The 15,175-nt window shown below is 64.0% G+C and carries 15 protein-coding genes; 1 reads left to right on the forward strand and 14 read right to left on the reverse strand.

Features of this window, described 5'->3' with window-relative positions:
- Positions 1–81: 81 nt before the first annotated feature.
- The 14 genes from hemN to ccoN (EGJ22_RS15595) form a co-directional block, all read right to left on the reverse strand.
- Complete coding sequence (gene hemN / locus EGJ22_RS15520) at positions 82–1,464, reverse strand: oxygen-independent coproporphyrinogen III oxidase (protein ID WP_125920315.1); 1,383 nt, start codon at positions 1,462–1,464, stop codon at positions 82–84.
- Between the two features lie 200 nt (positions 1,465–1,664).
- Positions 1,665–2,348, reverse strand: coding sequence for a sulfite exporter TauE/SafE family protein (locus tag EGJ22_RS15525; RefSeq protein ID WP_009683907.1), 684 nt, complete (start codon positions 2,346–2,348; stop codon positions 1,665–1,667).
- Positions 2,341–2,556 carry a cbb3-type cytochrome oxidase assembly protein CcoS gene (gene ccoS / locus EGJ22_RS15530; protein WP_009683906.1) on the reverse strand — a complete coding sequence of 72 codons (216 nt, stop codon included), beginning with the start codon at positions 2,554–2,556 and terminating at the stop codon, positions 2,341–2,343. Before ccoS ends, EGJ22_RS15525 begins: the two co-directional genes overlap by 8 nt.
- Complete coding sequence (locus EGJ22_RS15535; RefSeq protein WP_029885691.1) at positions 2,535–5,009, reverse strand: heavy metal translocating P-type ATPase; 2,475 nt, start codon at positions 5,007–5,009, stop codon at positions 2,535–2,537. Before EGJ22_RS15535 ends, ccoS begins: the two co-directional genes overlap by 22 nt.
- Positions 5,010–5,164: 155 nt before the next feature.
- A complete protein-coding gene (locus EGJ22_RS15545) occupies positions 5,165–5,689 on the reverse strand; it encodes a FixH family protein (protein WP_009683903.1) in 525 nt (174 codons plus the stop codon).
- Between the two features lie 15 nt (positions 5,690–5,704).
- A complete protein-coding gene (ccoG, locus tag EGJ22_RS15550; protein WP_009683902.1) occupies positions 5,705–7,120 on the reverse strand; it encodes a cytochrome c oxidase accessory protein CcoG in 1,416 nt (471 codons plus the stop codon).
- A gap of 308 nt (positions 7,121–7,428) precedes the next feature.
- Complete coding sequence (ccoP, locus tag EGJ22_RS15555) at positions 7,429–8,406, reverse strand: cytochrome-c oxidase, cbb3-type subunit III (RefSeq protein ID WP_029885690.1); 978 nt, start codon at positions 8,404–8,406, stop codon at positions 7,429–7,431.
- Complete coding sequence (locus EGJ22_RS15560) at positions 8,403–8,594, reverse strand: CcoQ/FixQ family Cbb3-type cytochrome c oxidase assembly chaperone (protein WP_009683899.1); 192 nt, start codon at positions 8,592–8,594, stop codon at positions 8,403–8,405. The genes ccoP (EGJ22_RS15555) and EGJ22_RS15560 overlap by 4 nt, the downstream gene beginning before the upstream one ends.
- Positions 8,595–8,599: 5 nt before the next feature.
- Positions 8,600–9,208: a cytochrome-c oxidase, cbb3-type subunit II gene (ccoO, locus tag EGJ22_RS15565; RefSeq protein ID WP_009683898.1), complete on the reverse strand. Its 609-nt coding sequence runs from the start codon at positions 9,206–9,208 to the stop codon at positions 8,600–8,602.
- Complete coding sequence (ccoN, locus tag EGJ22_RS15570) at positions 9,208–10,650, reverse strand: cytochrome-c oxidase, cbb3-type subunit I (RefSeq protein WP_029885689.1); 1,443 nt, start codon at positions 10,648–10,650, stop codon at positions 9,208–9,210. The genes ccoO (EGJ22_RS15565) and ccoN (EGJ22_RS15570) overlap by 1 nt, the downstream gene beginning before the upstream one ends.
- A gap of 452 nt (positions 10,651–11,102) precedes the next feature.
- Positions 11,103–12,044 carry a cytochrome-c oxidase, cbb3-type subunit III gene (gene ccoP / locus EGJ22_RS15580; protein ID WP_009683896.1) on the reverse strand — a complete coding sequence of 314 codons (942 nt, stop codon included), beginning with the start codon at positions 12,042–12,044 and terminating at the stop codon, positions 11,103–11,105.
- The gene (locus tag EGJ22_RS15585; RefSeq protein WP_009683895.1) at positions 12,041–12,235 is read right to left on the reverse strand and encodes a cbb3-type cytochrome c oxidase subunit 3; all 195 of its coding nucleotides are present in this window, start codon (positions 12,233–12,235) and stop codon (positions 12,041–12,043) included. Before EGJ22_RS15585 ends, ccoP (EGJ22_RS15580) begins: the two co-directional genes overlap by 4 nt.
- Before the next feature lie 5 nt (positions 12,236–12,240).
- Positions 12,241–12,849, reverse strand: a complete 609-nt coding sequence (ccoO, locus tag EGJ22_RS15590) for a cytochrome-c oxidase, cbb3-type subunit II (protein WP_009683894.1) — start codon at positions 12,847–12,849, stop codon at positions 12,241–12,243.
- 13 nt (positions 12,850–12,862) lie between these two features.
- Positions 12,863–14,287, reverse strand: a complete 1,425-nt coding sequence (gene ccoN, locus EGJ22_RS15595) for a cytochrome-c oxidase, cbb3-type subunit I (RefSeq protein WP_125920316.1) — start codon at positions 14,285–14,287, stop codon at positions 12,863–12,865.
- A 50-nt stretch (positions 14,288–14,337) separates the two neighbouring features.
- Here ccoN (EGJ22_RS15595) and EGJ22_RS15600 point away from each other — a divergent pair, with 50 nt between their 5' ends.
- A complete protein-coding gene (locus EGJ22_RS15600) occupies positions 14,338–15,030 on the forward strand; it encodes an alpha/beta family hydrolase (RefSeq protein ID WP_009683891.1) in 693 nt (230 codons plus the stop codon).
- Positions 15,031–15,175: the final 145 nt, after the last annotated feature.

Consider the following 15,175-nt stretch of genomic DNA (forward strand, 5'->3'; position numbering starts at 1 on the left):
CAGATGCCCTGCCGGGACTCCTCGTTCGCCCATAGTGTGCCCGGCAAGGTGGGGTGTCCATGCGGTTGAACGTCTCGCTTTTCAGATAACCCGGGAGAAGCGCTGGCGGTTCTGCATCGCCAGGTAGGCATCGAACACCATGCATACCGAACGCGCCAGCAAGCGCCCGGCCGGGAGAATGCGGATGCCCTTGTCGTCCAGGCTGATCAGGCCGTCGCGCTGCAGGGTCAGCAGTTCTGGCCAGAGGTGGTCGAAGTAACCGCGGAAATCGATGGTGAACGCTTGCTCGATGGGTTCGTAAACCAGCTGGAAATGGCAGATCAGTTGCTGGATGACCGCCCGGCGGATGCGGTCGTCATGGTTGCACAGCAGGCCGCGCTGGGTCGCCAGCTGGGCGTTGGTCAGGCTGTCCTGGTAGGTGTTGAGGTCACTGCTGTTCTGGCAGTACAAGTCGCCGATCTGGCTGATGGCCGACACGCCCAGGCCGATGAGGTCGCAGTGCTCGTGGGTGGTATAGCCCTGGAAATTGCGCTGCAGGGTGCCTTCTTCCTGGGCGATGGCCAGCTCGTCGTCGGGCAGGGCGAAATGGTCCATGCCGATATAGCGGTAGCCAGCGGCGGTCAACTGCTCGATGGTGGCGTGCAGCATCTCCAGCTTGGCGGCCGCGCTGGGCAGGTCGCTGCTGTCGATACGCCGTTGCGGCATGAAGCGTTCGGGCAGGTGGGCGTAGTTGAACACCGACAAGCGGTCGGGCTGCAGGCGGATCACCTCTTCGACGGTGCGGGCGAAGCCTTGCGGGGTTTGTTTGGGCAGGCCGTAGATCAGGTCGAGGTTGATCGAGCGGAATTGCAAGGTGCGCGCCGCCTCGATCAGGGTGCGGGTCTGCTCCAGGCTTTGCAGGCGGTTGATCGCGCGCTGCACGGCGGGGTCGAGGTCTTGCACGCCGAGGCTGACGCGGTTGAAACCCAGTTCACGCAGCAGGCCCATGGTCGACCAGTCGGCTTCGCGCGGGTCGATCTCGATGCCGTAGTCGCCGGAGTCATCGTCCAGCAAGTGGAAGTGCTGGCGCAGGGTAGTCATCAGTTGGCGCAGTTCCACATGGCTGAGGAAGGTCGGGGTGCCGCCGCCGAAATGCAGCTGTTCCACTCGCTGTTTCGGTGCCAGGTGGCAGGCGATCAGCTGAATCTCCTGCTCCAGGCGCTGCAGGTACGGCGCGGCGCGGGCGCGGTCCTTGGTGATGACTTTGTTGCAGGCGCAGTAGTAGCAGATGTTGGCGCAGAACGGCACATGCACATACAGCGACAGCGGGCGTACCGCCCGGCGGCTTTCGCGCAGGGCGTGGAGCAGGTCGAAGGAACCCACCTCGCTGTGCAGTTGCACGGCGGTCGGGTAGGAGGTGTAGCGTGGCCCGGCAAGATCGTAGCGGCGGATCAGGTCGGTATCCCAACGAATGTCGTCGAGCATGTGGGCGGTCCCCGGAAAGAGCAGCAGTGAACCGGAGTCTATGGGCGTCTGTAGGAATCTGTGTTGATTTGTATCAAGCGGCAAGCGGCAAGCGGCAAGCGGCAAGCGGCAAGCAGCAAGCAGCAAGTGGAAAGTCGAAAGTCGAAAGTCGAAAGCAGATCTGCTTTTTCTTGTAGCTTGTAGCTTGTAGCTTGTAGCCCTCAATGCCCCATCAGCCAATGCTGGTGCGGCCCGGGCATGGTCCAGATACCAAACAGCATCACCAGCACCCCGCCAGCCACCCGCACACTGCGCCGTTTCAACAAAGTGTTTACCCGCTCTGCCGCCAATCCGGTCGCCAGCAGCACCGGCCAGGTGCCCACCCCGAACGCCAGCATCAACGCCGCGCTGTAGCCGGCATGGCCCTGGCTGGCCGCCCATAACAACGTGCTGTACACCAACCCGCATGGCAACCACCCCCACAAGGCCCCCAGCAGCAACGCACGGGGCAGGCTGGACACCGGCAGCAAGCGTGACGCCAGCGGCTGGATATGCCGCCACACGCCGCGGCCTAGCACCTCGATACGCGTCAGCCCGCTCCACCAGCCGGCCAGGTACAGGCCCATGGCAATCAACAGCAAGGCGGCCAGGACCCGCAGGGCCAGGGCGGCCGGGCTGCTGGCCACGGCCCAGCCGGCCAGGCCCAGCAGCAACCCGGCGCAGGCATAGCTGAAGATGCGCCCCAGGTTGTACGCCAGCAGCAGGCGCAGGCGCCTGCCGCGTTGTTCAGGGGGGATGGCCAAAGTCAGCGCACCCATCAGGCCGCCGCACATGCCCAGGCAGTGGCCGCCGCCGAGCAAGCCGAGCACCAGCGCCGAGCCCAGCAGGGGAAGCAGGTCAGACACGGGGTGGCAAGTCCTTGTCGGCGCTGCCCGGCGTGTCGTCGGGTTTGACCGCCGCCTGGTGACGAGGGTCCTGGTCGTCGAACAGAATGCTGTGCGCCGGGCCGTCGAGGTCGTCGTACTGGCCGCTGTCCACGGCCCAGAAGAAGATGTACACGGCCACGCCGACCAGCAGCAGGGCTGCGGGGATCATGACATAGAGGGCGGGCATGGCGTACTCCTGGCGGGTTGCGCGGCATCCATCGCGGGCAGCCCCGCACTGACTGGCGCGCGGGTCAGGCGCAGGGCATTGAGCACCACGATCAGTGAGCTCACCGACATGCCGACAGCAGCCCACACCGGGGTGACCCAGCCGAGGGCGGCGAACGGCAACATCAGGCCATTATACAGGGTTGCCCACAGCAGGTTCTCGAGGATGTTGCGGCGGGTGCGGCGCGCCAGTTCCAGCGCCTGCACCAGCGCGCTCAGGCGGTTGGACAGCAGCACCGCGTCGGCGCAGGTCTTGGCCAGGTCGGTGGCGCTGCCCATGGCGATGCTGATGTCGGCGGCGGCCAGCACCGGCACATCGTTGACCCCGTCGCCCAGCATCAGCACCTTGCGCCCTTCGGCCTGCAAGGCTTTGAGGCGGTCCAGTTTGTCGTCCGGGCGCAGGCCGCCAATGGCGTGGTCGATGCCCAGTTGCGCGGCGACTTCCGCGACCATCGGCGAACTGTCGCCAGACAGCAGCAGGGTGCGCCAGCCCCGCGCTTTGCAGGCAGCCAGCAGGGCCGGTGCATCATCGCGCAAGCGGTCGTCCAGGCCGAACCAGGCCAATGGCCCCTGGCGGTCGCCCAGCAGCAGCCACTGGCCGCGAGGCTCGGGCACCGCAGGTACTTGCGCGCCGCTCAAGGCGCAGACGAAGCTGGCCTGGCCAATGCGCAGGCGCTGGCCATCGACCAGCCCTTCCAGGCCCAGGCCGGGTACACTCTGCACCTCTTCAGCAGCTGTGGCCGCGCGCCCGAACGCGCGGGCGATGGGGTGCTCCGAGCGGTTCTCCAATGCCGCCGCCAGCGCCAGGCAACGGTCCGCGGGGTGGCTGCCGAGTGGGCGAATGCTGCGCAAGGTCAGCCTGCCTTCGGTCAGCGTGCCGGTCTTGTCAAAAATCACCGTATCGATCTGGTTCAGGCCTTCCAGCACATGGCCACGGGTCACCAGCAGGCCAAGCTTATGCAGGGTGCCGGTGGCTGCAGTGAGTGCGGTGGGGGTGGCCAGCGACAGCGCACAAGGGCACGTCGCCACCAGCATGGCCAGCACGATCCAGAACGCCCGGGCCGGCTCCAGGTACCACCACCACAGGCCGATGGCCACTGCGGCCAGCAGCGAGAACAGCAGGAACCCCTGCGAGGCGCGGTCGGCAATTTCTGCCAGGCGTGGTTTTTCCGTCTGCGCGCGCTCCAGCAGGCGGACGATAGCCGACAGCCGCGAGTCGTGGCCCAAGGCCTGGACTTCTATATTCAGCGTGCTTTCCACGTTCAAGGTGCCGCCGGTGACCCGGTCCCCCACCCGCCGCGGCTGTGGCAAGTATTCACCGGTGAGCAGCGATTCGTCGACGCTGGAGCGGCCTTCGACGACGCGCCCGTCGGCGGGAATCACCGCGCCGGGCAGCACCTGTACGGTGTCGCCGCATTGCAGTTCACTGAGCAGAATGCGCCCGCTGCGGCCTTGGCTGTCCAGCCGCAGGCACGAAGCCGGCAGCAAGTTCACCAGTTGCGCCGTGGCCGCTGCGGTGCGCTCGCGGGCGCGGCGTTCCAGGTAGCGGCCGGTCAACAGGAACAGGGCGAACATGCCCACGGTGTCGAAATACAGCTCGCCGCTGCCGGTGATGGCTGTCCAGATGCCGGCACCGAAGGCCAGGCCAATGGCCAGTGACACCGAAACATCCATGGTCAGGTGGCGGGTGCGCAAGTCGCGGGCGGCGCCCTTGAAGAACGGTGCGCAGCTGTAGAACACGATGGGGATCGTCAGGAACAGCGCCACCCAACGCAGGATGGTGTGCAGCTCGGGCGACAGGTCGATGTTGAATTCCGGCCAGGTGGCCATGGTCGCCATCATTGCCTGGAACCACAACAACCCGGCAACGCCCAGGCGCCGCAGGGCACTGCGGTTTTCCCGGGCCAACTGCTCGGCGGCCTGGTCGGGTTGGTAGGGGTGAGCGGCGTAACCGATCTGGCGCAGTTCGGCCAGCAGGCGCGACAGTGGCAGCTGCGAGGCATCCCAGGCAACCAGCAGGCGGTGGTTGGACAGGTTAAGGCGCGCCTCGGCGACGCCGGGCAGGTTGCGCAGGTGTTTTTCGATCAGCCAGCCACACGCTGCACAGCTGATACCTTCGATCAGCAAGGTGGCCTCGGCCAGGTCGCCCAGGTGGTGGACGAAGGTTTGCTGCACGTCACTGCGGTCGTACAGGGCCAGTTCGTCCTGCAACTGCCTGGGCAACGCTTCGGGGTTGGTGCTGTTGTCGCTGCGGTGCTGGTAGTAGTGTTCCAGGCCGCCGGCCACGATCGCCTCGGCCACTGCCTGGCAGCCGGGGCAGCAGAACTCGCGGGGCTCGCCGAGCACCACAGCGGTGAAGCGGCTGCCGGCCGGAACGGGCAGGGCGCAGTGGTAGCAGGGAATGGGTTGGGTCATCACATCATTGCCTTACACATAGCGGCCGGTTGGCGCGCTTCCCTGTAGGAGCGGCCTTGTGTCGCGAAAGGGGCGCGAAGCGGCCCCACGATCTTAGCTTCGCAGCATAGGTTGCAGGGGCTGCTGCGCAGCCCTTTCGCGACACAAGGCCGCTCCTACAGGTGCTCGGCGCCTTGGATGGCTTCATCACCAAGCTGCAAGGTCACGCCATGCTCGACCTTCTCCTCCTCGAACAGCCGCCACACCTGGCCACCTTCACTGCCCAGCAGCTCAACGAAACGCCGCCCGTCAACCTTGTCTTGCAGTTGCCCCACGTAACGCCCGGCCTCGACCTGGCTCAGCAGCACCTTGCGATCCTTTTCCGGCTGGGTGGGCGATATCAGGTTCAGTTCCAGGTTCTGCGGGTTGCTGTTGCCGGCCAGGCGCAGGTCCACTTCGCCGGTCAGTTCATCCAGGTGCACACTGGCCTGGAGGCGCAGCTTCTGTGCCAGCAGTTCGCGGTCCAGTGAGCGGTTGATGCCCTTGCCCGCCTCGTAGTAATTGTCGTTCACCAGGTTGTCCGGGTTGTTCACGGCGATGCTGACCATGCTCAGGCTCAGGCACACCGAGGTGGTGAGGATCGCGATGATGATCCAGGGCCAGAGGTGCTTGTACCAAGGGTCGGCGGCGGTGGCAGGCATTGTGGGTTATCTCTCTTAGCGGATCTGTGGGCCGATGAAGCGGCTCTTGGCTTCAACTTGTGCGCTGCTGTCGTCGGCGCTTTTGAGGATGAAGGTTATTTCGTTGGTGGTCGATGGCAGTTTTTCCGGCGCCACCGACAGCTGCACCGGCAGGCTGACGATATCCCCGGCGGCCACGCGGATCTCGCGTTGGCCTTCGAGCGTGAGGTCTGGCAGGCCAGTGGCGTCCAGCACATACACATGGTCACGCTGGTCCTTGTTCATGACCTTCAGGCTGTACACGTTCTCGATCCGGCCCTGGGCATTTTCGCGGTACAGCACACGGTCCTTGCTGACGTCGAAACCGACCAGCGAGCGGGTGGCGAAGGCCGTGGCCAGGCCGATGATCATCACCAGCAGCACCAGCGCGTAGCCGATCAGGCGGGGCCGCAGCAGGTGGGTTTTCTGCCCGGAGAGGTTGTGCTCGGTGGTGTAGCTGATCAGCCCTTTGGGGTAGTTCATCTTGTCCATGATGCCGTCGCAGGCATCGATGCAGGCGGCGCAGCCGATGCATTCGATCTGCAGGCCGTCGCGGATGTCGATGCCGGTCGGGCAGACCTGCACGCACAAGGTGCAGTCAATGCAGTCACCCAGGCCTTGGGCCTTGTAATCCGCGCCTTTCTTGCGCGGCCCCCGGGTTTCGCCGCGGCGCGGGTCATAGGAGACGATCAGTGTGTCCTTGTCGAACATCACGCTCTGGAAGCGGGCGTAGGGGCACATGTACACACACACCTGCTCGCGCAGCCAACCGGCGTTGCCGTAGGTGGCGAGGGTGAAGAAGCCGACCCAGAAATAGGCCCAGCCATCGGCCTGGCCGGTGAAGAACTCGATCACCAGTTCACGGATCGGCGAGAAGTAGCCGACGAAGGTCATGCCGGTGACGAAGCCGATCAGCAGCCACAGGCTGTGCTTGCTGAACTTGCGCAGGAACTTGCTGGCGCTCATGGGCGCCTTGTCCAGTTTGATGCGCTGGTTGCGGTCGCCCTCGGTGACCTTTTCACACCACATGAAGATCCACGTCCACACGCTTTGCGGGCAGGTGTAGCCACACCAGACCCGGCCTGCGAACACGGTGATGAAGAACAGGCCGAAGGCGGCGACGATGAGGATGCCTGACAGCAGGATGAAGTCCTGCGGCCAGATGGTGGCACCGAAGATATAGAACTTGCGCTCGGGCAGGTTCCACCACACCGCCTGGTGGCCACCCCAGTTCAGCCATACCGTGCCGAAGTACAGCAGGAACAGCGCGGCACCGCCAACCATGCGCAAACGCCGGAACAGGCCGGTGAAGGCGCGGGTATAGATTTTTTCGCGGGACGCGTAGAGGTCGACGGAGTCCTTCCCTTTCGTGGCAGGCGGGGTTACATCATGTACCGGAATTTGCTTGCTCATCATCAAGTCCCACGGCAGTGGAAAAATGCCGCGGCCAGTGCGTGCCGGCCGCAGTCTCGCGCAATCTGCTAGCGCTCTGCGGTTCATGATACGCCGCTGTGGGCGGCCCGGGGTCGCACTGCGACCTTTAGTCGCGTTGGGTTCGCGGTGTGAATCGTGTTATGGCGGGTGTCAATTGATCCAGGTCATCAGCCTGCGAGAAATGCTTGGTTGTGCCGGCCTTTTCGCGGGCTTGCCCGCTCCCACAGGTCCCTCATCAGCCTCGAGGCTGTGGGAGCGGGCGAGCCCGCGAAGAGGCCGGGCCTGCCTTACTCGGCCTTGGCCGGCTCAGCCTGGTGCGACAGGCTGTACACATAAGCCGCCAGCAAGTGCACCTTGTCGTTACCCTGCAGCTGTTCCTGGGCCGGCATCTGCCCCTGGCGGCCATAGCGGATGGTCTGCTGCAACTGGGCAAAGCTGGAGCCGTAGATGAACGCCTGCGGGTGGGTCAGGTTCGGTGCCCCCATGGCTGGCGTGCCTTTGCCTTCCGGCCCGTGGCAGGCCACGCAGTTGGCGGCGAAGATCTTCTGCCCATTCTGCACATCGGCCTTGACCCCTTGCGGCAGGGTACGGCCATCGAGCTTGCTGACCACGAATGCCGCGACGTCGGCCACACCTTGGTCGCCGATCACTTCGGCCCATGCCGGCATCACACCGTGGCGGCCGCCCATGATGGTGGCCTTGATGGTTTCCGGCTCGCCGCCCCAGCGCCAGTCATTGTCGGTCAGGTTGGGGAAACCGAAGGCGCCCTTGGCGTCGGAGCCATGGCATACCGAGCAGTTGGAGGCGAACAGGCGTGCGCCCATTTTCAGCGCCTGTGGGTCTTTGGCCACTTCCTCGATAGGCATGGCGGCGAACTTGGCGTAGATCGGGCCGAAGCGCGCCTGGGCCTTGGCCATTTCCTTTTCCCACTCGTGCACGCCGGTCCAGCCCTGCTGGCCGTTGGAAAACTCGGTCTGTTTGTCGTTGTCCAGGTAGGCATAACCCGGCAGCATGCCTTTCCAGTTGCCCAGCCCTGGGTACAGCACCAGGTAGCCGAGGGCGAAGACGATGGTGCCGACGAACAGCCAGAACCACCATTTCGGCAGTGGGTTGTCGTACTCCTCGATACCATCGAAGGCGTGCCCGACGGTTTCGTCGGTCACCTCTTCGCGCTGGCCCTTGCGGGTCGACAGCAGCAGCCAGGTCAACGAGAAGATGGTGCCCAGGGTCAGGACGGTAACGTACAGACTCCAGAAGGTTGTCATTGTTGTTTGCTCCCAGAAGCTTTTGCTTGCTCGACGTGCCGTTTGGCCTCGGGGTCATCGGCGAAGGGCAGTTGGGTGGCTTCGTCGAAGTCCTTCTTGCGCCGTGGGTTGAACACCCACAGCGCCAGGCCCACGAACGCCACCATCACCACGACGGTACCCAGGCCGCGAATCATCCCGATATCCATCAGCGTCACCGTTTGCTCTTGATGATGGTGCCAAGACCCTGCAGGTACGCCACGAGGGCGTCCATTTCGGTCTTGCCCTTGACCGCGTCACGGGCGCCGGCAATGTCGGCGTCGGTGTACGGTGTGCCGAGTGTGCGCAGCACCTCCATCTTCTTCGCGGTGTCCTTGCCGTCGAGCGTGTTCTCGACCAGCCAGGGGTAGGCCGGCATCTTCGATTCCGGCACCACGTTGCGCGGGTTGTACAGGTGCGCGCGGTGCCAGTCATCGGAGTAGCGGCCACCGACCCGTGCCAGATCCGGCCCGGTGCGTTTGGAGCCCCACAGGAACGGGTGGTCCCACACGCTCTCGCCGGCGACCGAGTAGTGCCCGTAGCGCTCGGTTTCGGCGCGGAACGGGCGGATCATCTGCGAGTGGCAGCCCACGCAACCTTCGCGGATATAGATGTCGCGGCCTTCCAGCTCCAGGGCGGTACGCGGCTTCATGCCCTCGACCGGCTTGTTGGTGACGTCCTGGAAAAACAGCGGGACGATCTGGGTCAGGCCACCGACGCTTACCGCGATGACCATGAAGAAGGCCAGCAGGCCAATGTTCTTCTCGACGGCTTCATGCTTCATCAGTGCGCTCCCACAACGACGATCTTGGCGGCTTCTTCAGCCTGTGCCGGGTTGGCGGCACGCACGGTACGCAACACGTTGTAGGCCATCAGCAGCATGCCGCTGGCGAAGAACGCACCGCCCAGGGCACGCACGATGTAGCCCGGGTGGCTGGCTTGCAGTGCCTCGACGAACGAGTAGGTGAGGGTGCCGTCATCGTTGATGGCACGCCACATCAGGCCCTGGGTGATGCCGTTGACCCACATCGAGGCGATGTACAGCACGGTGCCGATGGTGGCCAGCCAGAAGTGCGCGTTGATCAGGCCAACGCTGTGCATCTGCACGCGGCCATACAGGCGCGGGATCATGTGGTACACGGCGCCGATCGAAATCATGGCGACCCAGCCGAGGGCGCCTGCGTGCACGTGGCCGATGGTCCAGTCGGTGTAGTGCGACAGCGAGTTGACGGTCTTGATGGCCATCATCGGGCCTTCGAAGGTGGACATGCCGTAGAACGCCAGCGACACCACCAGAAAGCGCAGGATCGGGTCGGTACGCAGTTTGTGCCAGGCGCCCGACAGGGTCATCATGCCGTTGATCATGCCGCCCCAGCTTGGCGCCAGAAGGATGATCGACATCACCATACCCAGCGACTGCGCCCAGTCGGGCAGGGCGGTGTAGTGCAGGTGGTGCGGGCCGGCCCAGATGTACAGGGTGATCAGCGCCCAGAAGTGCACGATCGACAGGCGGTACGAGTAGATCGGCCGCTCGGCCTGCTTGGGCACGAAGTAGTACATCATGCCCAGGAAGCCGGTGGTCAGGAAAAAGCCCACGGCGTTGTGCCCGTACCACCACTGGATCATCGCATCGGTGGCGCCGGAGTAGGCCGAGTACGACTTGAACAGGCTGACCGGCAGGGAGATGTGGTTGACGATGTGCAGCATCGCGGTGACCACGATGAAGGCACCGTAGAACCAGTTGCCGACATAGATATGCTTGGTCTTGCGCTTGACGATGGTGCCGAAGAACACCACCCCGTAGGTGACCCAGACAATGGCCAGCAGAATCGCCAGTGGCCACTCCAGCTCGGCGTATTCCTTGGTGGTGGTGTAGCCCATCGGCAGGGTGATCAGCGCCCCGACGATCACCGCCTGCCAGCCCCAGAAGGTGAAGGCGGCCAGGCTGTCGGAAATCAGCCGCGTCTGGCAGGTGCGCTGCACCACGTAGTAGCTGGTGCCGAACAGCGCGCAGCCGCCGAAGGCGAAGATCACCAGGTTGGTGTGCAGCGGACGCAAGCGCCCGAAGCTGGTCCAGGGCAGGTCCAGGTTCAGTTGTGGCCACACCAGCTGCGAGGCGATGAAGACGCCGAGGCCCATGCCAAGGATCCCCCAGACCACCGTCATGATGGCGAACTGGCGGACGACCTTATAGTTATAAGCAGTCGGACTGATTGCTGTGCTCATTCTAAGGTTCCACGGTTTTGATGTTCTTGTTGGTTGAAAAATCGGCGCCAGTATTGATAACCCTCCGGGTTACCGCAACGCAACTTTGGTACGCCGACCCGTGTCCGGGCCCGTTCACTGATGTCCCGCAGCGCTCGGGTCAGGTGGATTGTACACAAATAAATATTTGTAATGTGTACCGTTTTTCACCTTTTTCTGATCGATCGGTCAAGCTTTTTTTGGAGGCGGCCACTGACCAGGCGCGGCGTCTGCGCCGGTGCTTTCGTAGGATGCCCACTGTGGCAACAAGCTTAGTTCTGTTCGGAGGGGGTGCAAGGGAGGGAGTAGGGCGGGGGAGCGCTGGGGCTGCTCTGCAGCCCTTTCGCGACACAAGGCCGCGCCTACAGAAAAAATGCGATCTCCTGTAGGAGCGGCCTTGCGTCGCGATGGGCCGCAAAGCGGCCCCGGGGGTATTACTTGGAGGTCACAGTTTCAGCCGCGCCATCCTGCGACAGGCTGTACACATACGCCGCCAACAGGTGCACTTTGTCATTACCCTGAATCTCGGCCTGCGCCGGCATCTGCCCTTGGCGACCGTAGCGGATGGTCTGTTGCAGCTGGGCAAAGCTCGACCCATAGATGAACGCCTGTGGGTGGGTCAGGTCGGGCGCGCCCATGGCCGGGGTGCCTTTGCCTTCCGGCCCGTGGCAGGCCACGCAGTTGCCGGCGAAGATCTCCTTGCCCTTGGCCGGGTCGGCCTTGGCGCCTTCCGGCAGTTTACGGCCGTCCATGCTGGTCAGCACGAACGCGGCGACGTCGGCCACGCCCTGCTCGCCAATCACCTCGGCCCAGGCCGGCATCACACCATGGCGGCCGTTCATGATCGACGCCTTGATGGTCTGCGCATCACCGCCCCAGCGCCAGTCCTTGTCGGTGAGGTTGGGGAAGCCGAACGCGCCCTTGGCGTCCGAGCCATGGCAGACCGAACAGTTGGAGGCGAACAGGCGCCCGCCCATTTTCAACGCCTGCGGGTCCTTGGCCACTTCCTCCACCGGCATGGCGGCGTACTTGGCGAAGATCGGCCCGAAGCGGGCATCGGCCTTGTCCATTTCCTTTTGCCATTCGTTGGCGCCGGTCCAGCCATTTTCATAACCCGGCAGAATGCCTTTCCAGTTGCCCAGGCCCGGGTAAAGGATCAGGTAGCCGACCGCGAACACCAGGGTGCCGACGAACAGCCAGAACCACCACTTGGGCAAGGGGTTGTCGTACTCCTCGATGCCGTCGAAGCTGTGGCCCATAGTCTGGTCGGTGGGGTTGTGGCTCTGGCCCTTGCGGGTGGCGAGCAACAGCCAGGTCAGGCCAATCAGGCTCCCGATGGTCAGTACGCTGATATACGTACTCCAGAAGGTGGTCATTGCCCGTTACTCCTTTTTGCAGCAGGTTCCTGCCCGGCAGCGGGCAGGCGGTCGTCGACGAAGGGCAGCAAGCGCGCCTCGGCGAAATCACGGTCGCGACGGCGGTTGAATACCCACAGGGAGAGGCCGATGAAGGCGACCATCACCACCAGGGTGCCGAGGCCGCGAATCATGCCGGTGTCCATTTCCATCGCAATCACCTCTTGTTCTTGATCGCGGTGCCAAGCACCTGCAGGTAGGCCACCAGCGCGTCCATCTCGGTCTTGCCCTTGACCGCGTCGCGGGCACCGGCGATGTCGTCGTCGGTGTACGGCACGCCGAGCGTACGCAGGGTGCGCATCTTCACGTCGGTGTGGCTGTTATCCACCTGTTGGGCGACCAGCCAGGGGTACGCCGGCATCTTCGACTCCGGTACCACGTTGCGCGGGTTGTACAGGTGCGCGCGGTGCCAGTCGTCCGAGTAGCGGCCGCCGACCCGGGCCAGGTCCGGGCCGGTACGCTTGGAGCCCCACAGGAACGGGTGGTCCCACACGCTCTCGCCGGCGACCGAGTAGTGGCCGTAGCGCTCGGTTTCGGCGCGGAATGGGCGGATCATCTGCGAATGGCAGCCTACGCAGCCTTCGCGGATGTAGATGTCGCGGCCTTCGAGCTGCAGCGCGGTGTAAGGCTTCATGCCTTCGACCGGCTTGTTGGTGACGTCCTGGAAGAACAGCGGCACGATCTGGGTCAGGCCGCCGATACTGACGGCCAACACCATCAGCAGGGCCAGCAGGCCAACGTTTTTCTCGATGACTTCATGTTTCATCAGGCAGGTCTCCTCAAGCCAGCTGGGCGTTCGCAGGGGCAGCATCAAGCGCCGGCGAACGCACGGTGCGCCAGGTATTCCAGGCCATCAGGAACATGCCGCTGAGGAAGATCGCACCGCCGACGAAGCGCACGATGAAGCCTGGGTGGCTGGCCACCAGGGTTTCCACGAACGAGTAGGTGAGCGTGCCGTCGCTGTTCACTGCGCGCCACATCAGGCCCTGGGCAATGCCGTTGACCCACATCGAGGCGATGTACAGTACGGTGCCGATGGTGGCCAGCCAGAAATGCGCGTTGATCAGGCCGATGCTGTACATGCGTTCCTTGCCGAACACTTTCGGGATGGTGTGGTACAGCGCGCCGATCGAGATCATCGCGACCCAGCCGAGGGCGCCAGCGTGCACGTGGCCGATGGTCCAGTCGGTGTAGTGGGAAAGGGCGTTGACCGTCTTGATGGCCATCATCGGGCCCTCGAAGGTGGACATGCCGTAGAACGCCAGCGACACCACCAAAAAGCGCAGGATGGGGTCGCTGCGCAGTTTGTGCCAGGCCCCCGACAGGGTCATCATGCCGTTGATCATGCCGCCCCAGCTCGGTGCCAGCAGGATCAGCGACATCACCATGCCCAGCGATTGCGCCCAGTCAGGCAGGGCGGTGTAGTGCAGGTGGTGCGGGCCGGCCCAGATGTACAGGGTAATCAGCGCCCAGAAGTGCACGATCGACAGGCGGTAGGAATACACCGGGCGTTCGGCCTGCTTGGGCACGTAGTAGTACATCATCCCCAGGAAGCCCGCGGTCAGGAAGAAGCCCACCGCGTTGTGGCCATACCACCACTGCACCATGGCGTCGGTGGCACCGGCATAGACCGAGTACGACTTGGTCAGGCTGACCGGCAGTTCCAGGTTGTTGACGATGTGCAGCATGGCCACCGTCAGGATGAACGCGCCGAAGAACCAGTTGCCCACGTAGATGTGCTTGGTGTTGCGCTTGATCAGCGTGCCGAAGAACACGATGGCGTAGCAGACCCAGACGATGGTGATCAGGATGTCGATCGGCCATTCCAGCTCGGCGTATTCCTTGGAGCTGGTGTAGCCCAATGGCAGGCTGATGGCCGCCAGCAGGATCACCAGCTGCCAGCCCCAGAAGGTGAACGCGGCCAGGCCGGGTGCGAACAGGGTGGTCTGGCAGGTGCGTTGCACCGAATAATAGGACGTGGCGAACAGCGCGCAGCCGCCGAAGGCGAAGATCACCGCATTGGTGTGCAGTGGGCGCAGGCGGCCGAAGCTGATCCAGGGGAGGTCGAAGTTGAGGGCAGGCCAGGCAAGCTGGGCGGCGATGAAAACGCCGAGCCCCATCCCGACGATTCCCCACACCACCGTCATGATGGCGAATTGGCGGACCACCTTGTAGTTATAGGCGGTACTGCTGGTTGTGTTCATGTATGGGTTCCCATCCACGGTTATTTGGCAGGCTTTACAGCGAGGCAAGCATGATTAATGGGCAAAGTGCCGGTATTGACGGGGATCAATGGGCGAAGGTCGGAAATGTCCCAGGCTTGCGCTGCAATCTTGCGCAGGTCGAGGGCGGGGAGGGTTACAAGGGCTGCCTGATCCTGGCCCATGGTGCCGGTGCGCCGATGGACAGCGGGTTCATGGACGAAATGGCGCAAAGGCTTGCGGCACTTGGGGTAGCGGTGCTGCGCTTCGAGTTCCCGTACATGGCCGAGCGCCGGGTTGGCGGTGGCAAGCGGCCGCCGAACCCGCAGAAGGTATTGCTGGAAAGCTGGCGCGAGGTGTACCGGCAGGTGCGACCTTTGGTCGCGGGCAAGCTGGCGGTGGGTGGCAAGTCGATGGGCGGGCGCATGGCCAGCCTGCTGGCCGACGAACTGGGCGCCGATGCGCTGGTGTGCCTGGGCTACCCGTTCTACGCGGTGGGCAAACCCGAGAAGCCGCGCGTGGAGCACCTGGCCGGGTTGAAAACCCCGACGTTGATCGTGCAGGGCGAGCGCGATGCGCTGGGCAACCGGGAGGCGGTGGCAGGGTATGCGTTATCGCCGGCGATCGAGGTGAGCTGGCTAGTGGCGGCGGACCATGACCTGAAGCCGTTGAAGGCTTCGGGGTTCAGCCATGAGCAGCATTTGCAGGCGGCGGCTGAACAGGTGGCGGCATTCCTGAAGGGTTAGCGCTGGATGCTTCGCGGGCTTGCCCGCTCCCACAGGTACTGCGCAGATCTGGAGGCTGGCGGTGATCTTGTGGGAGATTCTATGGTTCCTGGCAAGGGTAGCCGGAGCATCTTCAGCGCCTGTGAGATCGAGCGCCGCCCGCGCG

The organism is Pseudomonas sp. p99-361 (genome assembly GCF_003935475.1).
GTDB classification, from domain to species: domain Bacteria; phylum Pseudomonadota; class Gammaproteobacteria; order Pseudomonadales; family Pseudomonadaceae; genus Aquipseudomonas; species Aquipseudomonas juntendi.